17 protein-coding genes are annotated in these 17,321 nt (G+C 47.7%); all 17 read left to right on the top strand.

Annotation, left to right across the window (positions count from 1 at the left end):
• Window positions 1-125 precede the first annotated feature (125 nt).
• Window positions 126-437: a flagellar hook-basal body complex protein FliE gene (gene fliE, locus JQC93_RS07880; RefSeq protein ID WP_205157905.1), complete on the top strand. Its 312-nt coding sequence runs from the start codon at window positions 126-128 to the stop codon at window positions 435-437.
• 45 nt (window positions 438-482) lie between these two features.
• On the top strand, window positions 483-2,225 hold the full coding sequence (fliF, locus tag JQC93_RS07875; protein ID WP_205157904.1) for a flagellar basal-body MS-ring/collar protein FliF: 1,743 nt from the start codon (window positions 483-485) through the stop codon (window positions 2,223-2,225).
• Window positions 2,218-3,267, top strand: a complete 1,050-nt coding sequence (gene fliG / locus JQC93_RS07870) for a flagellar motor switch protein FliG (protein ID WP_205157903.1) — start codon at window positions 2,218-2,220, stop codon at window positions 3,265-3,267. The genes fliF and fliG overlap by 8 nt, the downstream gene beginning before the upstream one ends.
• Before the next feature lie 13 nt (window positions 3,268-3,280).
• On the top strand, window positions 3,281-4,078 hold the full coding sequence (gene fliH, locus JQC93_RS07865; protein ID WP_205157902.1) for a flagellar assembly protein FliH: 798 nt from the start codon (window positions 3,281-3,283) through the stop codon (window positions 4,076-4,078).
• Window positions 4,078-5,442 carry a flagellar protein export ATPase FliI gene (gene fliI / locus JQC93_RS07860; RefSeq protein ID WP_205157901.1) on the top strand — a complete coding sequence of 455 codons (1,365 nt, stop codon included), beginning with the start codon at window positions 4,078-4,080 and terminating at the stop codon, window positions 5,440-5,442. The genes fliH and fliI overlap by 1 nt, the downstream gene beginning before the upstream one ends.
• Window positions 5,439-5,879 carry a flagellar export protein FliJ gene (fliJ, locus tag JQC93_RS07855; RefSeq protein WP_205157900.1) on the top strand — a complete coding sequence of 147 codons (441 nt, stop codon included), beginning with the start codon at window positions 5,439-5,441 and terminating at the stop codon, window positions 5,877-5,879. Before fliI ends, fliJ begins: the two co-directional genes overlap by 4 nt.
• A gap of 118 nt (window positions 5,880-5,997) precedes the next feature.
• On the top strand, window positions 5,998-7,953 hold the full coding sequence (locus JQC93_RS07850) for a flagellar hook-length control protein FliK (protein ID WP_205157899.1): 1,956 nt from the start codon (window positions 5,998-6,000) through the stop codon (window positions 7,951-7,953).
• A gap of 23 nt (window positions 7,954-7,976) precedes the next feature.
• Entirely contained in the window at window positions 7,977-8,483 is a 507-nt protein-coding gene (gene fliL, locus JQC93_RS07845) for a flagellar basal body-associated protein FliL (protein ID WP_205157898.1), read from the top strand.
• Window positions 8,484-8,490: 7 nt separating this feature from the next.
• Complete coding sequence (gene fliM / locus JQC93_RS07840; RefSeq protein ID WP_205157897.1) at window positions 8,491-9,549, top strand: flagellar motor switch protein FliM; 1,059 nt, start codon at window positions 8,491-8,493, stop codon at window positions 9,547-9,549.
• 39 nt (window positions 9,550-9,588) lie between these two features.
• Window positions 9,589-10,044: a flagellar motor switch protein FliN gene (gene fliN, locus JQC93_RS07835; protein ID WP_084887131.1), complete on the top strand. Its 456-nt coding sequence runs from the start codon at window positions 9,589-9,591 to the stop codon at window positions 10,042-10,044.
• Between the two features lies 1 nt (window position 10,045).
• Window positions 10,046-10,447, top strand: a complete 402-nt coding sequence (gene fliO, locus JQC93_RS07830) for a flagellar biosynthetic protein FliO (protein WP_205157896.1) — start codon at window positions 10,046-10,048, stop codon at window positions 10,445-10,447.
• Complete coding sequence (gene fliP / locus JQC93_RS07825; RefSeq protein ID WP_408068590.1) at window positions 10,437-11,312, top strand: flagellar type III secretion system pore protein FliP; 876 nt, start codon at window positions 10,437-10,439, stop codon at window positions 11,310-11,312. The genes fliO and fliP overlap by 11 nt, the downstream gene beginning before the upstream one ends.
• A 12-nt stretch (window positions 11,313-11,324) precedes the next feature.
• The gene (gene fliQ, locus JQC93_RS07820) at window positions 11,325-11,594 is read left to right on the top strand and encodes a flagellar biosynthesis protein FliQ (protein ID WP_084887137.1); all 270 of its coding nucleotides are present in this window, start codon (window positions 11,325-11,327) and stop codon (window positions 11,592-11,594) included.
• 8 nt (window positions 11,595-11,602) lie between these two features.
• The gene (gene fliR / locus JQC93_RS07815; RefSeq protein ID WP_205157895.1) at window positions 11,603-12,385 is read left to right on the top strand and encodes a flagellar biosynthetic protein FliR; all 783 of its coding nucleotides are present in this window, start codon (window positions 11,603-11,605) and stop codon (window positions 12,383-12,385) included.
• A 12-nt stretch (window positions 12,386-12,397) separates the two neighbouring features.
• Window positions 12,398-13,528 carry a flagellar biosynthesis protein FlhB gene (flhB, locus tag JQC93_RS07810; protein WP_205157894.1) on the top strand — a complete coding sequence of 377 codons (1,131 nt, stop codon included), beginning with the start codon at window positions 12,398-12,400 and terminating at the stop codon, window positions 13,526-13,528.
• Window positions 13,529-13,638: 110 nt separating this feature from the next.
• Window positions 13,639-15,732: a flagellar biosynthesis protein FlhA gene (gene flhA, locus JQC93_RS07805; protein WP_205157893.1), complete on the top strand. Its 2,094-nt coding sequence runs from the start codon at window positions 13,639-13,641 to the stop codon at window positions 15,730-15,732.
• A gap of 51 nt (window positions 15,733-15,783) precedes the next feature.
• Window positions 15,784-17,313, top strand: a complete 1,530-nt coding sequence (flhF, locus tag JQC93_RS07800; protein ID WP_205157892.1) for a flagellar biosynthesis protein FlhF — start codon at window positions 15,784-15,786, stop codon at window positions 17,311-17,313.
• Window positions 17,314-17,321: the final 8 nt, after the last annotated feature.

Below are 17,321 nucleotides of genomic sequence, written 5' to 3'. Positions count from 1 at the left end.
TCGCTATATCGCACTCTGGGCGGCCTTCAGTATATAGATAGGCAATTCTTTTCCGCTTGGCATACTCCTTGCTTTATTTAGAGTACGCGTAAAAGGATAGTCAAACTATTGACCAATGAGGGACTATGAAAATCGATCCAATGATGACCGAGATGCAAGCCATGAAAATGGAAGCAACAAACTCCAATGTACCCGCTACTGGTGCTCAAGTAGGCTCGGAGTTTGGTGAGTTGCTCAATAATGCCATGAATAATGTCAATCAGTTGCAAAAGAGCTCAAGTGATCTTCAAACCCGCTTTGATTTGGGCGACCCCAATGTGTCACTTTCCGACGTAATGATTGCTCGAAACAAGTCTAGTGTCGCTTTCGAGGCAACGGTCCAAGTTCGGAATAAGCTTGTTGACGCATATAAAGAACTAATGAACATGCCGGTGTAAAACCGACAGTTTTCAGCATTATTATAAGATTAAAGGGACGTCAACTTGGCAGCGCAAAACCCCTCAACCGAAATAGCAGTGGCCGATGGGGCAACTATGGACAGCAGCGAACTTGCTCTGTCTGATTCATCTACATCGCTTTCACAAGACTTGGATTCTGGAGAAAAAGTCAGCAGTAAGTTAGATATGCTGGGTGACTTAGATCTGCTTCGTCAGGTCGTTTTGGTGCTTTCAATTTCCATCTGTGTTGCACTGATCGTTATGGTTTTCTTCTGGGTCAAAGAGCCAGAAATGCGCCCACTTGGCAGCTACGAAACCGAAGAGCTCATCCCAGTACTCGACTATCTTGACCAGCAAAAGCACACCTACACCCTCGATGGCAACGTCGTACATGTCCCTGTCGATAACTACGACTCATTAAAGCTTGAGTTGGTCCGTGCAGGCATGAATAGCGCCCGTCAGGAAGGCGACGATATTTTACTGCAAGACATGGGTTTTGGCGTGTCACAACGCCTGGAAACCGAACGCCTAAAACTAAGTCGAGAGCGTCAATTAGCCAAAGCGATAGAACAGATGCGCCAAGTACGTAAGGCGCGCGTGCTTCTTGCACTGCCTCAGCAAAGTGTGTTTATTCGCCATAATCAAGAAGCGTCTGCCTCAGTATTTTTAACCTTAGCAACCGGTAACACCCTTAAGCAAACTGAAGTCGATTCAGTTGTCGATATGGTGTCCAGTGCGGTGCCGGGGATGACTCCCAACCGAATTACCGTCACAGATCAAATGGGTCGTCTACTGAATTCGGGTTCGCAGAACGCGGCGGCGACAGCACGTCGAAAAGAACAAGAACTCGAGCTGAAACGTGAACAAGACTTAAGAGAAAAAATTGATTCGGTGCTTATTCCTATTCTTGGACTAGGAAACTATACCGCTCAGGTTGCGGTCGAGTTGGACTTTAGTGCTGTTGAGCAAACCCGTAAGCAGTACGATCCAAATACTCCAGCAACACGCAGTGAGTACACTCTCGAAGATTACAACAATGGCAATGTGGTTGCAGGTGTACCGGGTGCCCTTAGCAATCAGCCGCCAGCAGACGCATCTATCCCGCAAGATGTTGCGCAAATGAAAGACGGCAGCCTGCTTGGACAAGGTTCTGTGCATAAAGAAGCGACTCGCAACTTTGAGCTAGATACCACTATATCCCACGAACGTCGTCAAACAGGCGTCGTTGATCGACAAACTGTTTCTGTTGCTGTTAAGCAGCGCCCAGTGACCAACCCGGATACAGGGGAGGTGACTTATGAGCCGATCTCAGACAGTGAACTGAACGCTATTCGCCAGGTACTGATTGGTACAGTGGGCTTTAGTGAAGCTCGCGGCGATCTTATTAATGTATTGAGCGTGAAGTTTGCAGAGCCTCAAGTTGCCGAGTTGGCTGATGTCGCCATTTGGGATCATCCAAGATTTAACGACTGGGTTCGTTGGTTTGCTAGTGCACTCGTCATCATCGTAGTGGTATTTGCGCTGATTCGTCCTGCGATGAACCGCTTGCTTAACCCAGCAGCGGAAGAAGATTCTATTTTGGGTGAAGATGGCTTACCACTAAGCACCGACGAGACCACATTGATCGGTACTGATTTAGACGGTGCCGACGCGTTTGAGTTTGGCAACGGCATTGAGCTGCCAAACCTGCACAAAGATGAAGATGTATTAAAAGCTGTACGAGCCTTGGTGGCGAATGAGCCAGAGTTGGCAGCACAAGTAGTGAAGAGTTGGGTAACCGATGGCTGATGAGTTAGTGCCAATGAATGGCGAAGTAGCAAAAATAGATTTTGATGTCACAGAACTGACGGGTGAAGAGCGCGCAGCCATTCTCTTACTGAGCCTCAATGAAGACGACGCCGCTGGCATTATTCGACATTTAGAGCCTAAGCAGGTTCAAAGAGTTGGTGGTGCGATGGCAAAAGTTGCCGACCTCAATAATGATAAAGTAACGGCTGTTCACCGCGCATTCTTAGAAGATATTCAGAAATACACCAACATTGGCATGGGAAGCGAAGACTTCATGCGTAAGACGTTGGTCGCGGCACTGGGTGAAGACAAAGCCAATAACTTGGTGGAACAGATCTTACTGGGCACCGGTTCGAAAGGTTTGGATTCATTGAAATGGATGGACCCACGTCAGGTTGCGGCAATCATTGTGAATGAGCACCCACAGATTCAAACCTTGGTACTTTCCTACTTAGAGTCTGATCAGTCTGCAGAGATCATTGCTCAGTTCCCAGAACGCGTGCGTCTAGATTTGATGATGCGTATTGCCAACTTAGAAGAAGTACAACCTTCCGCATTGGCAGAGCTAAACGAAATTATGGAAAAACAGTTTGCGGGTCAAGCGGGCACACAAGCTGCGAAGATTGGTGGCCTGAAAGCCGCGGCAGAAATCATGAACTACCTCGACAACAGTGTGGAAGGTATTTTGATGGACCAAATTCGCGATCAAGACGAAGACATGGCCACCATGATCCAAGATTTGATGTTTGTGTTCGAAAACCTCATCGAGGTGGACGATCAAGGTATCCAGAAATTGCTGCGTGATGTCCCTCAAGATGTATTGCAGCGTGCGCTTAAAGGTGCCGATGAAGACCTGCGTGAGAAAGTCTTTAAGAACATGTCTAAGCGCGCCGCAGAATTGATGCGTGACGACATTGAGGCGATGCCTCCTGTCCGCGTAGCAGACGTAGAATCCGCTCAAAAAGAAGTACTTACTGTTGCTAGACGTCTTGCTGATTCAGGCGAGATTATGCTTTCAGGCGGCGCAGATGAGTTCTTATAATTAAGGTGTACACATGAACCAACCTAGAAAACGTGGATTTTTGCGCCCTGATGACGAGGCGAATCTGCAGCCAGAAGATTGGGGATTGCCGGACTACACCTCGCAAGCTCGTGGCGATGTGCGTGAGACGGCCCTCAACTATGATCCAGGTTGGATGCCTGATCTCGAAGAGACCAGCGAAGAAGCACCTAAGCCATTAACTCTAGAAGAAGTCGAACAAATACGCCAAGACGCGTATCAAGAAGGCTTAATGTCGGGTAAAGAAGCCGGCTTTAACCAAGGCTATGAAAAAGGCAAAGAGCAAGGTGTTGCTGAAGGTCAAAAAGAGGGCCATGCCCAAGGAATTGAACAAGGTTTAGAAGCCGCGAAAGAGCAAGTTGCCGAGCAAGCTGGCCAGTTTGTGGCGCTTGCCGATCAACTTACTCAACCGCTAGAACTGATGAATTCGCAAGTCGAAAAACAGTTGGTGGATATGGTGTTGCATCTCACCAAAGAGGTGACGCATGTTGAAGTGAGCATCAATCCTCAGGTAATTCTCGATACAGTTAAAGAGTCTGTAGAGTCACTGCCTATGACCTTTATCGACATCAACTTTAAACTTCACCCCGATGATATCGACCTTATTGAGCAAGCCTATGGCAAAGAGCCATTGGCTGAGCGACGTTGGACACTGATTGCAGAACCAGCCCTTAATCGCGGCGATCTGCAAATCGATGCGGGTGATTCTCGAGTGGATTTTATGTTGGAAGATCGCATTAAAGCGACCTTACAACGATTTTGCTCTGCCAATCGCCATCAAAGGCAAGTGTAATGCTCGATTTATCGCAGCGTCTTGCTAATTATCAAACCGACAATCTCACCAGTCGCGCAATCGCGTCAGGAAAATTGGTGCGAGTGGTAGGGCTCACCTTGGAAGCAACAGGCTGTAAAGCACCGATTGGTAGCTTATGTATGGTCGAAACGCTCAGCGGAGAAATGGAAGCTGAAGTGGTTGGCTTTGAAGGCGATCGTCTGCTGCTTATGCCTAGTGAGTCCATTGCGGGTGTCGTGCCAGGAGCGCGGGTGACGCCAGTAGTACGCGATGCGGGTTTACCTGTTGGGATGGAACTGCTGGGGCGAGTGATAGATGGCGTGGGTAATCCACTCGATGGCCTTGGCGAATTGTATACACAGCAGCGAGCCAGTCTCGATGCGACTCCGATAAACCCGTTACAACGTAAACCTATTAGTGAGCCCCTTGATGTGGGCATTAAAGCGATCAATGGGTTACTGACCGTGGGCAAAGGGCAGCGTATAGGTCTATTTGCTGGCTCCGGTGTAGGTAAATCAGTGACACTTGGCATGATGACTCGTGGCACAACGGCGCAAGTAGTTGTGGTAGGGCTTATTGGTGAGCGTGGCCGTGAAGTAAAAGAGTTTATTGAAGAAATTCTCGGTGTCGAAGGTCGAAAGCGTGCTGTCGTTGTTGCGGCTCCGGCGGATGCATCGGCACTTATGCGCTTAAAAGGGTGTCAAACCGCACTGACCATTGCTGAATACTTCCGAGATCAAGGTCTTGATGTGCTGTTGCTTATGGATTCCTTGACCCGTTTTGCTCAGGCACAGCGTGAAATAGCGTTATCTGTTGGCGAGCCTCCTGCGACCAAAGGGTATCCACCTTCTGTGTTTGCCAAATTGCCTGCATTGGTCGAAAGGGCAGGTAACGGAGATGACACGCAAGGTTCGATTACGGCGTTCTTTACGGTGTTGACCGAAGGCGATGACCTACAAGATCCTATTGCCGATGCCTCTCGTGCGATTTTGGATGGCCATATTGTGTTGTCACGGGAAATGGCCGATGCCGGTCATTATCCTGCCATCGATGTTGAGCGTTCTGTCAGTCGTGTTATGCCACAAATTACCACCGATGATCATCTCACGATGTCTAAGGCCGTTAGGCAGGTGCTGGCGACGTGTCGTAAAAACCAAGATTTGGTGTCTATTGGGGCGTATAAACCGGGCACAGATCCCGCCATCGATACCGCGTTTACCTTAAAGCCAACTATCGATCAGTATTTACAACAAGGTATGAAAGATTCGATTCCTTATGACATGTGCGTCAATATGCTGTCGAGTATGCTGCAAACCGCAATGAATAATTCTGCGAACCAGAATCAACAAGGTCATAACCGTTGAGTCAGGCTATAGAGTTCTTGTTAGATCAAGCCAAAGAGAAAGAAGAGCAGGCTGTATTGGGCTTGACTAAAGCTCGTGCAGACCTTGACGAATACTATCAACAGCTGAGTCAGATTGAGCAATATCGCATCGATTACTGCAATCAGCTAATTGACCGCGGTAAAAACGGATTGTCAGCCAGTGAATACAGTCACTTAAACCGATTTTTAACGCAGCTAGATAACACCTTGTCGAAGCAAAAAGAAGCGGAATCTCATTTTATTCAGCAAGTTACCCAATCAGAACAGGTGTGGGTAGAAATGCGCAAGCAGCGACGCTCTTATGAATGGATGCTAGAGAAAAAAGCGACACAGGCAAAACTGGCCGCCGATAAGGCAGAACAGAAGTTGATGGACGAGTTCTCAACACTTAGCTATGCCAGAAAACTAAATCGATAACTGTATCTCTCGTTATTCCCCCCCGTATTCCCTCGATGAAATTGCTCTCGTGGTCTGTTTTTTGCATATATCCAACTATGAGCAAAAACGCCAAAAAATACGCTTAGGGAAAGGTGTCATGACAATGCAAGCTGCCGCAGCGCCAGCCATTACCACTAAGGCCACATCGCCAAAATCAGAGATGTCAGCGAAACCCGCTGCGCAAAGTGCGTCTTCAGATAAAGAAGGTAACTTTGAGCAATCTTTGACAAAAGCCAGCCAGTCAGACAGCGATTCAAAAGTAGATAAGTCGACAAAAGTGTCAAAGGCTAAATCCTCTGACGAAGCTAAAGCGACGGACAAAGCAGCCTCTACGTCACACACCAAAACCAGCGACTCTGAACAAAAAGTCACCGCAAAAAACACTCAAAGCATTGATTCAAAGGGCGTTGTCACAGCTGAGGATGAGTCCTCAGAGTCGTTTTTAGGTTCACTTTTTTCGAGCGACGAAACCTCGAAAGGCGATAAGAGCGATGGCTCAAAGCAAACGGCTAACCCATCGAGCAAGGCTGAGTCGCCTGCAACGGGGAGTGATGACAGTGCTGTTGATGAAAACATGCAACAAGCATCAGATTTACTAAAACGCCTCGATGAGTCCAACGCAGCGTTAAAATCCGAACAACCAAAAGAGGCGGCTAAGTCGTCTACCTACACCGCAGACTCAGTTCAAGCTCACTCTTCTGAAGGGCAATTGGCAAGTCGCAATGGCAAACAGGAACAGTCTGCAGAGCTTTCTTCTACAACAGTGGAGAGTGACGGAAAGTTGACGACAGCGCAAAATTTGACGAAGTCTGATGAGAGCGTTGCTGTTAAAGACAGTGGGGAAGGGATTTCAGCCTTAAAAGAAGGTGAAGCGGGCGCTAATCAAGGCCGATTTTCCAGCGAAACGCAGCAAGGCCACACAGTAACATCGGTCAAACAGACCGATGAGGAGTCGGCAACCACTGCTGAGCCAATGTCGCAACAATCTAATCTAAAATCATCTAACCTTGAGTCATCGAGCGGTGAATCATCTAACCTCAACACGGCAGGTAGCAACACGTCTCAAGCGCTGAGTTCAGAGGGCATTGAGCCTCAATTGAATACGGCCACTCAAGGTGAAGCAGCAAGTTTGTCGGCGCAAGACGGTGAGTCAACAATGACTCAAGTGTATGGTGCCACTAACAGTGATGATCAAATCGTGTGGGATAAACAGGAGCAGCAAGATACACCTAATGCTGTCACAACCGGTGTTGGCGCTTCAACAGTAACCGCTACCTCGGCAACGACAAGTTCTGCGGCGAATCAAGGTTCAGTTACGGCGGCAGGCGCCACTGTGGCAGGGCAAAACGCGGCAACATCGCCACCTTGGAGCCCAAATAGTGCAGTACACACAGGTGTGCAAGCACCTGCAAATGCGGTTGCTGCTGGCGCTATCAGCCCTGCTTCTCCTGAGCTTTCTGGTAAACAACAAACAGCATTAGCTGCCGCTGGTTTACAGATTGTGCGTACTCAGAAATCAGATCCGAACCAACCCGAAGCCGCCACACCATTTGATTCAATCAATTCCCAGCAAAGCCAGCAATCATTGTCGGGATTACAGCGATTAGAACAAGCGCAACAAGCGCAAACGCCAGTGCAGGTAAAAAGTGATTTAGCCGCGGATCAAATGGCCGAGCGCGTGCAAATGATGATGTCCAAAAATCTGAAAAACATCGACATTCGACTCGATCCACCAGAGTTAGGGCGTATGCAGATACGAATGAACATGAGTGGTGATGTGGCGAATGTTCAAATCACAGTGAGCAACCCTGCCGCGCGTGAATTAATTGAACAGACTATACCGAGATTGCGTGAGATGTTGGCGCAAAGCGGTGTAGCGCTTGCTGAAACCTCGGTGCAGCAACAATCGAGTCGTGGCGGTCAAGCGCAACAAGGCAGTGATGGTCAACTTTCCCGTGGCGGCAACAATGATTTTAATGGAGTAGCAGAGGATGAGCCTGCTATTCAAGTTAGTACCGCTAGCCCCGAGCAGGGCATAAGCTTTTTTGCATAAAAAAATAGGAACAAAACAGACTCATGGCAGACGACAATCCAGCTGATACCGGCAATAAAAAAAGCAATAAACTTATCATCATCATTGTGGCCGCGGTTGTGCTCATCGCAGGCATAGGTGGGGGCGCATTTTTCTTTTTGTCATCGGGTGATGACAGCGCTACAGCTTCTTCAGGGCAGCCTCAATCGGTGTCTGCTCCACAAGTTGAAGCGCCTGCGATGTATGTCAATATTCCTCAGCCGTTTCTGTTTACAGTTCCTGGTAATGACCGCGATCGATTAGTTCAAATTAAAGTACAGTTGATGGTGCGAGGCACAGCCAATGAAGGGCTGGCTAGACACCATTCGCCGTTAATTGAAAGTACGTTGCTATCTTCCTTTGGTAGCGCGTCTCAAGAACAGCTTCGTTCACCGTCAGGTCGAACTGACATGCGTGATCAAGCAACCAATGACATTAAACTAACGCTGACAGAACTGGTGGGCGAACCAGTCATTGAACGCGTACTGTTTACCGATTTTGTAATTCAATAGGTGCCAAGTGACTGACTTACTCACTCAAGACGAAATCGACGCTCTCCTGCATGGAGTTGATGATGTCGATGAGATCGAAGATGAACTGCCACAAGTCGAGGAATCAGGCCCAGCAGTTAATTTCGACTTTTCGTCACAGGACCGCATTGTTCGTGGGCGGATGCCGACCCTTGAACTGATTAATGAGCGATTTGCGCGTCACTTGCGGATCAGCTTGTTTAACATGTTGCGTAAAACCGCTGAAGTGTCGATTAACGGCGTACAGATGATGAAATTTGGTGAATACCAAAATACATTGTATGTCCCAACCAGCCTCAACATGGTTCGATTTAGACCCTTAAAAGGGACATCGTTAATCACCATGGAAGCACGTTTAGTGTTTATTTTGGTGGAAAACTTTTTTGGCGGAGATGGTCGTTTCCACGCCAAGATCGAAGGTCGAGAGTTTACCCCAACAGAGCGTCGCATTATTCAGCTGCTGCTTAAAATTGTCTTCGAAGATTACAAAGAAGCCTGGTCCCCAGTCATGGGTGTGGAGTTTGATTATATTGACTCCGAAGTAAACCCGAGTATGGCCAACATTGTAAGCCCGACCGAAGTGATCGTTGTGAGCTCTTTTCATATTGAAGTCGATGGTGGTGGCGGTGATTTTCACATTGTCATGCCGTACTCGATGGTGGAGCCGATTCGAGAGCTGCTTGATGCAGGTGTTCAATCCGACAAAATGGAAACCGACGTTCGTTGGAGCACGGCACTTCGAGAAGAGATCATGGATGTACCGGTCAACTTTAGAGTCGACCTGTTGGAAAAAGATATTTCATTACGCGATTTAATGGAGCTGCAAACCGGCGACATTATCCCGGTGGATATGCCAGAGAACGGTGTGATGTTTGTAGAGGAACTACCGACATTTCGCGTCAAAATGGGTAAATCTGGCGAGAACATCGCGGTACAAGTTTCAGAAAAAATTCGTCGACCGGATGTGGTCAAGACCGACCTTGCGTTTCTAAGCAAGGATATTATGTCGGAAATCGAAGGCGAAGAAGAGGATCCAGAACTGGCGTAGTAACCGCAGTTTTGGAGTAAGGATTTTACGAGGAAAATTATGTCTACATCTGAAGATCAAAAATTGGCTGACGAATGGGCCGCAGCCCTTGGCGAAGACCCGCTGGCAATTGCTGCCGCGGAAGAAGCTGCTGCTGAGGCAGAAGCCGATGCGTTAATGGCTTCTCAATCACAAGCGCAACAAGCGCCGCTTGATGAGCTGACAGACAGCTCAACACCGATCTCTGACGATGAGCGTCGTAAACTTGATACCATTATGGACATTCCAGTGACCATTTCGATGGAAGTTGGGCGATCTCAAATCAGTATCCGTAACTTATTACAACTTAACCAAGGCTCGGTTGTAGAGTTAGATCGCATTGCCGGTGAATCGTTGGATGTGATGGTTAATGGTACCTTGATAGCTCATGGTGAAGTTGTGGTGGTCAATGATAAGTTTGGTATCCGTCTAACGGATGTTATCAGCCAAACAGAACGTATTAAGAAGTTGCGATAACATGAGCATTATCCTGCGTGTTTGGCTAACGCTTACTCTAACCGCTGCCAGTTCATCAGCGGTTGCTGCATCTGCGCCGACTCTCGATCTGGCTACCACGCTTGGCTCGCTTCTGCTGGTCATCGCGTTGATATTGGGCATGGCTTGGATGCTAAAGAAAATGCGTTTACCGAGCATGTCAGGACAAAAAGACTTTTCCATTAAACGTCAAATCACTCTAGGTACCAAAGAGCGAATGATGGTGGTTCAAGCCGGTGATGAGCAATTTTTGGTGGGTGCTACTGCGCATTCAATCCAATTGATTGCCAAACTGGATACGCCTTTGGAAGATGAGTCTCCGCAACAAGCGCCTTTTGGGGCTCAACTCAATCAGCTACTTAAGAAAAATGGTCATGCTAAATAACCTTACCAGACTGTCGAAGCAGTACTGGGTTGCTGCTTGTATGCTTTTCGCAACACTATTGTTTGCCACGCAATTGCACGCCCAAGAAGAGATCCCCGAAAATATTGCTCCAGCAAGCAGTGTGACGGTGTCCGAAATAGAGCGTGAGCAGGGTGGTTCGACGCTTTCGATCACGGACACTCGCAGTGGTGCGGGCGTGCCAGCATTTACCATGGTCACCAATCCAGATGGTAGTGAAGATTACTCAGTCAATATTCAAATATTAGGTCTTATGACTATGCTGGGCTTCTTGCCTGCCATGGTGATATTGATGACCTCTTTTACGCGAATCGTCGTGGTGATGTCGATTTTGCGTCAAGCCATGGGCTTGCAACAGACGCCGTCCAATCAAGTGATTATTGGTTTGTCGATCTTTATGACGTTTTTTATCATGTCACCGGTCTTTGACAAAGTAAATCAAGACGCCCTGCAACCGTATCTTAATGAACAGGTGACGGCTCGAGAGGCGTTCGATTTGGCGCAAGAGCCCATGAAAGCGTTCATGCTAAAACAGACTCGGGTGAAAGATCTTGAGACCTTTGTGGGTATGTCTGGCTCTCAAGTGGACACTCCTGAAGACGTATCAATGAGTGTGCTGATCCCAGCGTTTATAACCTCTGAGTTAAAAACCGCTTTCCAAATTGGTTTTATGCTGTTTTTACCGTTTTTGATAATCGACCTGGTGGTTGCTTCTATATTGATGGCTATGGGTATGATGATGCTATCGCCGATGATCGTCTCATTGCCGTTTAAGTTAATGCTGTTTGTTTTGGTGGATGGGTGGAACCTTATCTTAGCTACCTTAGCCAGCAGTTTTGCGCTTTAGCGAGGGTAACAGATGACACCTGAAGTCTTTGTCGATCTATTTCGCGATGCGCTGTGGATGGTTCTTATCTTGGTATGTGCCATCATAATTCCGAGCCTAATGATCGGTCTTCTGGTTGCTGTTTTCCAGGCTGCAACCTCGATCAACGAACAAACCTTGAGCTTTTTACCTCGTTTAATCGTGACGCTACTGGCGCTTATGTTTGCGGGGCACTGGATGGTGCAAATGTTGATGGATTTCTTTTTTGAAATGATCGCCCGCATGCCCACCATCATCTATTAGGTGACCTGATGGAATTCACCAGCACAATCATACTCGAATGGATGGCCAGTTATTTCTGGCCGTACACGCGTATTTCCACCATGTTTATGGTGATGACGGTGACTGGTGCAAACTATGTATCTAGACGAATTAGACTCTACTTGGGTTTGGCTGTCACCTTTGGTGTAATGCCAATGATTCCAGTCCCACCCAGTGACCTTGCGCTTTTATCCGTGCAAGGGTTTATCACCACCGCAGAGCAAATAGTGATTGGCGTTGCCATGGGTTATGTGACGGTATTTATTACCCAAACTTTTGTTTTACTAGGTCAAATTCTAGGTATGCAATCAAGTTTAGGTTTTGCGTCAATGGTGGATCCGGCGAACGGCCAAAACACCCCTTTGTTGGGGCAGCTGTTTTTGTTTGTTGCGACTCTATTCTTTCTCGTCACCGATGGACATTTGCAGATGATCCAGATGGTGGTAATGAGCTTTACGACACTACCCATTGGCGGCGAAGGATTGACCTCAGCGGATTTTCAAGAGCTGGCTTCGTGGATGGGTATCATGTTTAAAACCGCACTAAGCATGGCGCTATCTGGAATTATTGCGCTGCTTACTATCAACCTTTCTTTTGGTGTCATGACGCGTGCCGCGCCGCAGCTAAATATATTCTCGCTCGGATTCTCATTCGCTCTGATGGTAGGTTTATTGCTGTGTTGGTACATTCTTCTTGGGCTATTTTCTCACTACGAGCTCTATTGGGCGCAAGGTGAGCAACAATTGTGTAGCCTGATCAATATCAGCTGTTAGGGAGTTGCTTGTATGGCAGAGTCAGACGGTCAAGAAAGAACAGAAGACGCAACGCCCAGGCGCTTGCAACAGGCTCGAGAAAAAGGGCAGGTTGCAAGGTCTAAAGAGCTAGCGTCGGTGTCGGTGTTGGTGGTTGGTGCATTATCGCTAATGATGATGGGTGAGCCATTGGCAAAAGGCGTTGGTCAAACGATGACTCGGCTGTTCAGTTTGAGCCGTGAAGAAATTTTTGACTTTGGCAAGCTTATCGAAATTGCCTTGGGCTCGTTAGTTGCCCTTATATTACCACTACTGATCATTCTTTTAACGCTGTTTGCCGCAGCGTTTGCTGGAGCGGCTGGTATCGGCGGCGTTGGGTTTTCGGCCCAAGCTGCGGCCCCAAAAATGTCCAAAATTAACCCTATGAGCGGCTTTAAACGGATGTTTGGCATGCAAAGTTGGGTGGAATTGCTTAAGTCCATCTTAAAAGTATCGCTAGTAGCAGGTGTCTCGTTTTTTCTAATCTCAACAGCGCGGCAAGATCTCTTTCAGCTGAGCCTCGATGTTTATCCCCAGAATATTTTTCATGCTTTGGATATCCTGCTTAATTTCGTTTTACTAATTAGCTGTTCGCTGCTGGTTGTGGTCGCGATTGATATACCTTTTCAAATCTGGCAGCACGCGAATCAGCTAAAAATGACCAAGCAAGAGGTCAAAGACGAGTTCAAAGACACCGAAGGTAAGCCCGAGGTGAAAGGCCGGATCCGAATGTTGCAAAGGGAAATGGCGCAACGAAGAATGATGTCGGAAGTACCTAGCGCCGACGTTATTGTTACCAACCCAGAACACTTCTCAGTGGCGCTGCGATACAAACAAGGTCAGGACACCGCGCCTATCGTTGTGGCTAAAGGTGTAGACCATACCGCGATGAAGATTCGAGAAATTGCTCGCGAGCACGATATTGCGATAGTCCCGGCTCCACCTTTGGCTCGAGCCCTTTATCATACAGCAGAGCTAGAACAACAAATTCCTGACGGTTTATTTACCGCAGTGGCTCAAGTGTTAGCGTACGTATTTCAGTTGCGTCAGTTCCGCACTAAAGGGGGCCAACGGCCATCGTTGGACCCTAAAAGTATGACTATCCCTGACGATCTAAGGTATTAATTGTACGTATCTTGGCTTAATACTTTAGAGCCAATAAATTGACTTTACGGTATGGCATAATTATTGCTGACTAGTGTATAGATAATGGAATACGCTAGAAATTTAACCACATGAAGTTAGCCCTGCCGTTTGCAGATAAACTTGCGCCAATTACCCAACGCGGACTGCCGTCGATTGGCGCGCCTATCGTTGTTTTGTCGACTTTAGCAATGGTCGTGCTGCCTATTCCAGCACTTCTATTGGATTTGTCGTTTACCTTTAACATAGCGTTAGCCATGGTAGTGCTGCTAGTCACCATTTATACTCGCCGTCCCCTCGACTTTGCTGCTTTCCCAACCGTTCTACTGATCGCGACATTACTGCGACTAGCGCTTAACGTCGCATCAACCCGAGTGGTGCTTTTAAAAGGTCACGAAGGGCCAGGAGCCGCAGGTAACGTCATTGAAGCCTTTGGTAACGTAGTTATTGGTGGTAACTATGCCGTGGGCTTGGTGGTGTTTTTGATCTTGATGATCATAAACTTCATGGTTGTTACCAAAGGTGCTGGTCGTATTTCTGAAGTGAGCGCACGTTTTACCTTGGATGCACTACCGGGTAAACAAATGGCTATCGATGCCGATCTCAATGCAGGATTGATAGACCAAGACCAAGCGCGACTACGTCGATTTGAAGTTACCAAAGAAGCGGACTTTTATGGTTCGATGGATGGTGCTTCTAAATTTGTAAAAGGTGACGCTATCGCGGGTATATTGATTTTACTTATCAATATCTTGGGTGGTTTAGCCATCGGTATGGTTCAGCATGGTTTAGGCTTTGGTGAAGCGATCGAGATTTATACTCTGCTTACCATCGGTGATGGTCTTGTCGCACAGATCCCGTCATTATTACTCTCTATCGGTGCGGCTATGATGGTAACGCGCCAAAACACCGATGAAGACATGGGGCAGCAACTGGTATTTCAGCTGTTTGATAACCCTAAAGCGCTGATGATAACCGCGCTCATTCTCGCGGTAATGGGCGTTGTGCCTGGTATGCCTCATTTTGCGTTCCTGTTACTTGCGTCAATCGCAGGTGGTGGTGCCTACTTAATGGATCGCAAACAAAAACGTGAAGCGCAAAAACCGAGTGTACCCGAAGTCAGTCCAGAGAACTCTCCTGCACAAAAAGAGCTGTCTTGGGATGACGTACAACCTGTCGATGTTATCGGTTTAGAGGTTGGGTACAGATTGATCCCAATGGTGGATCGTGACCAAGGTGGTGAACTGCTCGAGCGAGTGAAAGGCGTTCGGAAAAAACTGTCGCAAGATTTTGGCTTTTTGGTTCCGTCGGTACACATTCGAGATAACTTAGAACTCACGCCTAACAGCTATCGCATTACCCTAATGGGCGTAGCCGTCGGTGAGTCAGAAATTCACCCTGACCAAGAGTTGGCGATAAACCCTGGTCAAGTCTATGGTGCGATAGAAGGCGAGCCGACCACGGATCCGGCTTTTGGCCTAGACGCTGTATGGATAGGCGATGAACAGCGTGAACACGCTCAGGCACTGGGCTACACAGTCGTTGATTCAGCCACTGTATTGGCGACACACTTGAGTCAGCTATTGACCAATAATGCCTCGCAATTAATTGGCTATGAAGAAGTTCAGAACTTGCTTGATCTGCTTGGACAGAGCGCGCCTAAACTCGTCGAAGGATTCGTCCCTGATCAACTGAGCTTGAGCACAGTTGTGAAAGTACTGCAAAACTTGCTGAACGAAGCGATTCCTGTGCGCGACATACGTTCGATCGTTCAGACACTGTCAGAATATGCGCCTAAGAGTCAAGATCCCGACGTTCTTACTGCGGCAGTTCGTATTTCATTGAAACGCTTAATCGTCCAAGAAATCAATGGTATCGAGCCTGAGCTACCCGTTATCACGCTGATTCCTGAGCTGGAACAAATATTGCATCAAACTATGCAGGCATCAGGCGGTGAATCCACCGGTATTGAGCCAGGTTTAGCCGAGAGATTGCAGTCGTCATTAAGCGGTGCAACGCAAGACCAAGAATTAAAAGGTGAGCCAGCTGTACTGCTTACATCAGGCGTATTGCGCTCAACACTCGCTAAGTTTGTGAAAAACACCATACCAAGCTTACGCGTGCTTTCTTATCAAGAGATCCCTGATGAGAAACAGATCCGAATCGTACAAGCGGTCGGAAACTAGCCTCAACAAAAAGTAGGCGAGTATTAAAAAACGTTAACTAGGACTGTGACAGTGAAAATTAAACGCTATTTTGCCAAAGACATGCGCCTTGCGTTGCAACAAGTGAAAGAAGAGCTTGGTGCTGACGCGGTGATCATGTCCAACAAGAAAGTTGCAGGTGGTGTTGAAATTGTGGCGGCCGTCGACAATGACGTTGTTGAAAAGCAAATGACGGCGCCTGCTGCGCCGCAAAGTCGATATAATATTGCGACCGCCAACAGCGCGTACGGTCGAGATCTGAAACAAGATACCGTGAGCTTAGGTGGACATCGCCCTAGCTCCCAAGACGAGCTCTCATCGGGTGAAGTCAGCCGTCAATTCGCCAATATGTTGCAGCGCTATCAAGACGGTGAAACTCAAAATAGCAAACCCGAGCCTGATTCATTAACCAAATTGTTACAGCGACAAGCCAAAGCCAAGCATTCGGCGAATCAGGCTTATCGCGATCAAGCTGCGCCATCTCGTGCGCCTGCGCCACGACAAGCTCCAGTGAGATCATCGCTTGCAGAAGAATCTGGGTTGTCAAAACTCATTGCCGATGACAGCAGTGTTCGCCCAAAGAAACCTAGACTCGACCCAACACGCTACGATAAAAATCAAGCTCAGCCACCCTCTGCGGCCAATCAAGAATTGGAAAGCATGCGTGAAGAAATGAGCTCCATTCGTCGTTTACTAGAGCATCAAGTGTCGGGCCTGATGTGGCAAGAAGTTGAACGTCGTGAACCGCTGAGAGCAATGCTCATTAAACGCTTAGAGCGCATGGGCTTAGCCCCTGACTTAGCGGACCAACTTGCGTGTTATATCCCAGAAGATACAGAGCCTAAAAAAGCTTGGATTGCATTGCTTGACCTTTTGGCCGATCAAATCACGATTAACAAAACCGATTTAATTAAAAAAGGCGGCGTTGTTGCGCTACTTGGTCCCACTGGGGTCGGTAAAACAACAACCGTTGCTAAACTGGCTGCACGCGCAGCTATGGAGTACGGCCCTGATGAGGTCGCACTGGTTACAACCGATACATACCGTATAGGTGCCCACGAGCAACTGTCTATTTATGGGCGAATCATGGGATGTGCGGTAAGAGTTGCTAAAGATTCTGAAGAGCTTGCCGATATATTATATCAGTTGAGAGATCGTCGCCTGATATTGGTTGATACGGCAGGTATGGGACAGCGTGATGTTCGATTATCCGAGCAGCTGGATACCCTAATGCAAGAAAGTGGGGAAGTTATCCATAGTTATTTGGTGCTTCCAGCAACAGCACAACGACAAGTACTGCAAGAGACATTGGATCATTTTCGTCGAATACCATTGTCGGGATGTATCCTGACTAAATTGGATGAATCATTGAGTCTCGGTGAATTTATCAATGTAGCTGTACACAATGCACTGCCAGTGTCATACGTCGCTAACGGTCAGCGTGTTCCAGAAGACTTAGTCTTGGCACAAGCGCGCTATCTGGTAGCAAAAGCGAGTGAATTGTTAGAGAATTCTACGCAAGATGAACCGCATTTCTGGACCAGTGACATGGATGAGTACTAGGCGGTCGA

The sequence above is a fragment of the Vibrio ulleungensis genome (genome assembly GCF_016900875.1).
Lineage (GTDB): Bacteria > Pseudomonadota > Gammaproteobacteria > Enterobacterales > Vibrionaceae > Vibrio > Vibrio ulleungensis.
The sequence above is the reverse complement of the archived record's forward strand: the minus strand, read 5'-3'. Positions and strand labels throughout refer to the sequence as shown.

Coding starts and splice junctions, on each gene's coding strand:
- fliE (WP_205157905.1), top strand. CDS start 126: ATGAAAATCGATCCAATGATGACCGAGATGCAAGCCATGAAAATGGAA.
- fliG (WP_205157903.1), top strand. CDS start 2,218: ATGGCTGATGAGTTAGTGCCAATGAATGGCGAAGTAGCAAAAATAGAT.
- fliH (WP_205157902.1), top strand. CDS start 3,281: ATGAACCAACCTAGAAAACGTGGATTTTTGCGCCCTGATGACGAGGCG.
- fliI (WP_205157901.1), top strand. CDS start 4,078: ATGCTCGATTTATCGCAGCGTCTTGCTAATTATCAAACCGACAATCTC.
- JQC93_RS07850 (WP_205157899.1), top strand. CDS start 5,998: ATGACAATGCAAGCTGCCGCAGCGCCAGCCATTACCACTAAGGCCACA.
- fliL (WP_205157898.1), top strand. CDS start 7,977: ATGGCAGACGACAATCCAGCTGATACCGGCAATAAAAAAAGCAATAAA.
- fliN (WP_084887131.1), top strand. CDS start 9,589: ATGTCTACATCTGAAGATCAAAAATTGGCTGACGAATGGGCCGCAGCC.
- fliO (WP_205157896.1), top strand. CDS start 10,046: ATGAGCATTATCCTGCGTGTTTGGCTAACGCTTACTCTAACCGCTGCC.
- fliP (WP_408068590.1), top strand. CDS start 10,437: ATGCTAAATAACCTTACCAGACTGTCGAAGCAGTACTGGGTTGCTGCT.
- fliQ (WP_084887137.1), top strand. CDS start 11,325: ATGACACCTGAAGTCTTTGTCGATCTATTTCGCGATGCGCTGTGGATG.
- fliR (WP_205157895.1), top strand. CDS start 11,603: ATGGAATTCACCAGCACAATCATACTCGAATGGATGGCCAGTTATTTC.
- flhB (WP_205157894.1), top strand. CDS start 12,398: ATGGCAGAGTCAGACGGTCAAGAAAGAACAGAAGACGCAACGCCCAGG.
- flhA (WP_205157893.1), top strand. CDS start 13,639: ATGAAGTTAGCCCTGCCGTTTGCAGATAAACTTGCGCCAATTACCCAA.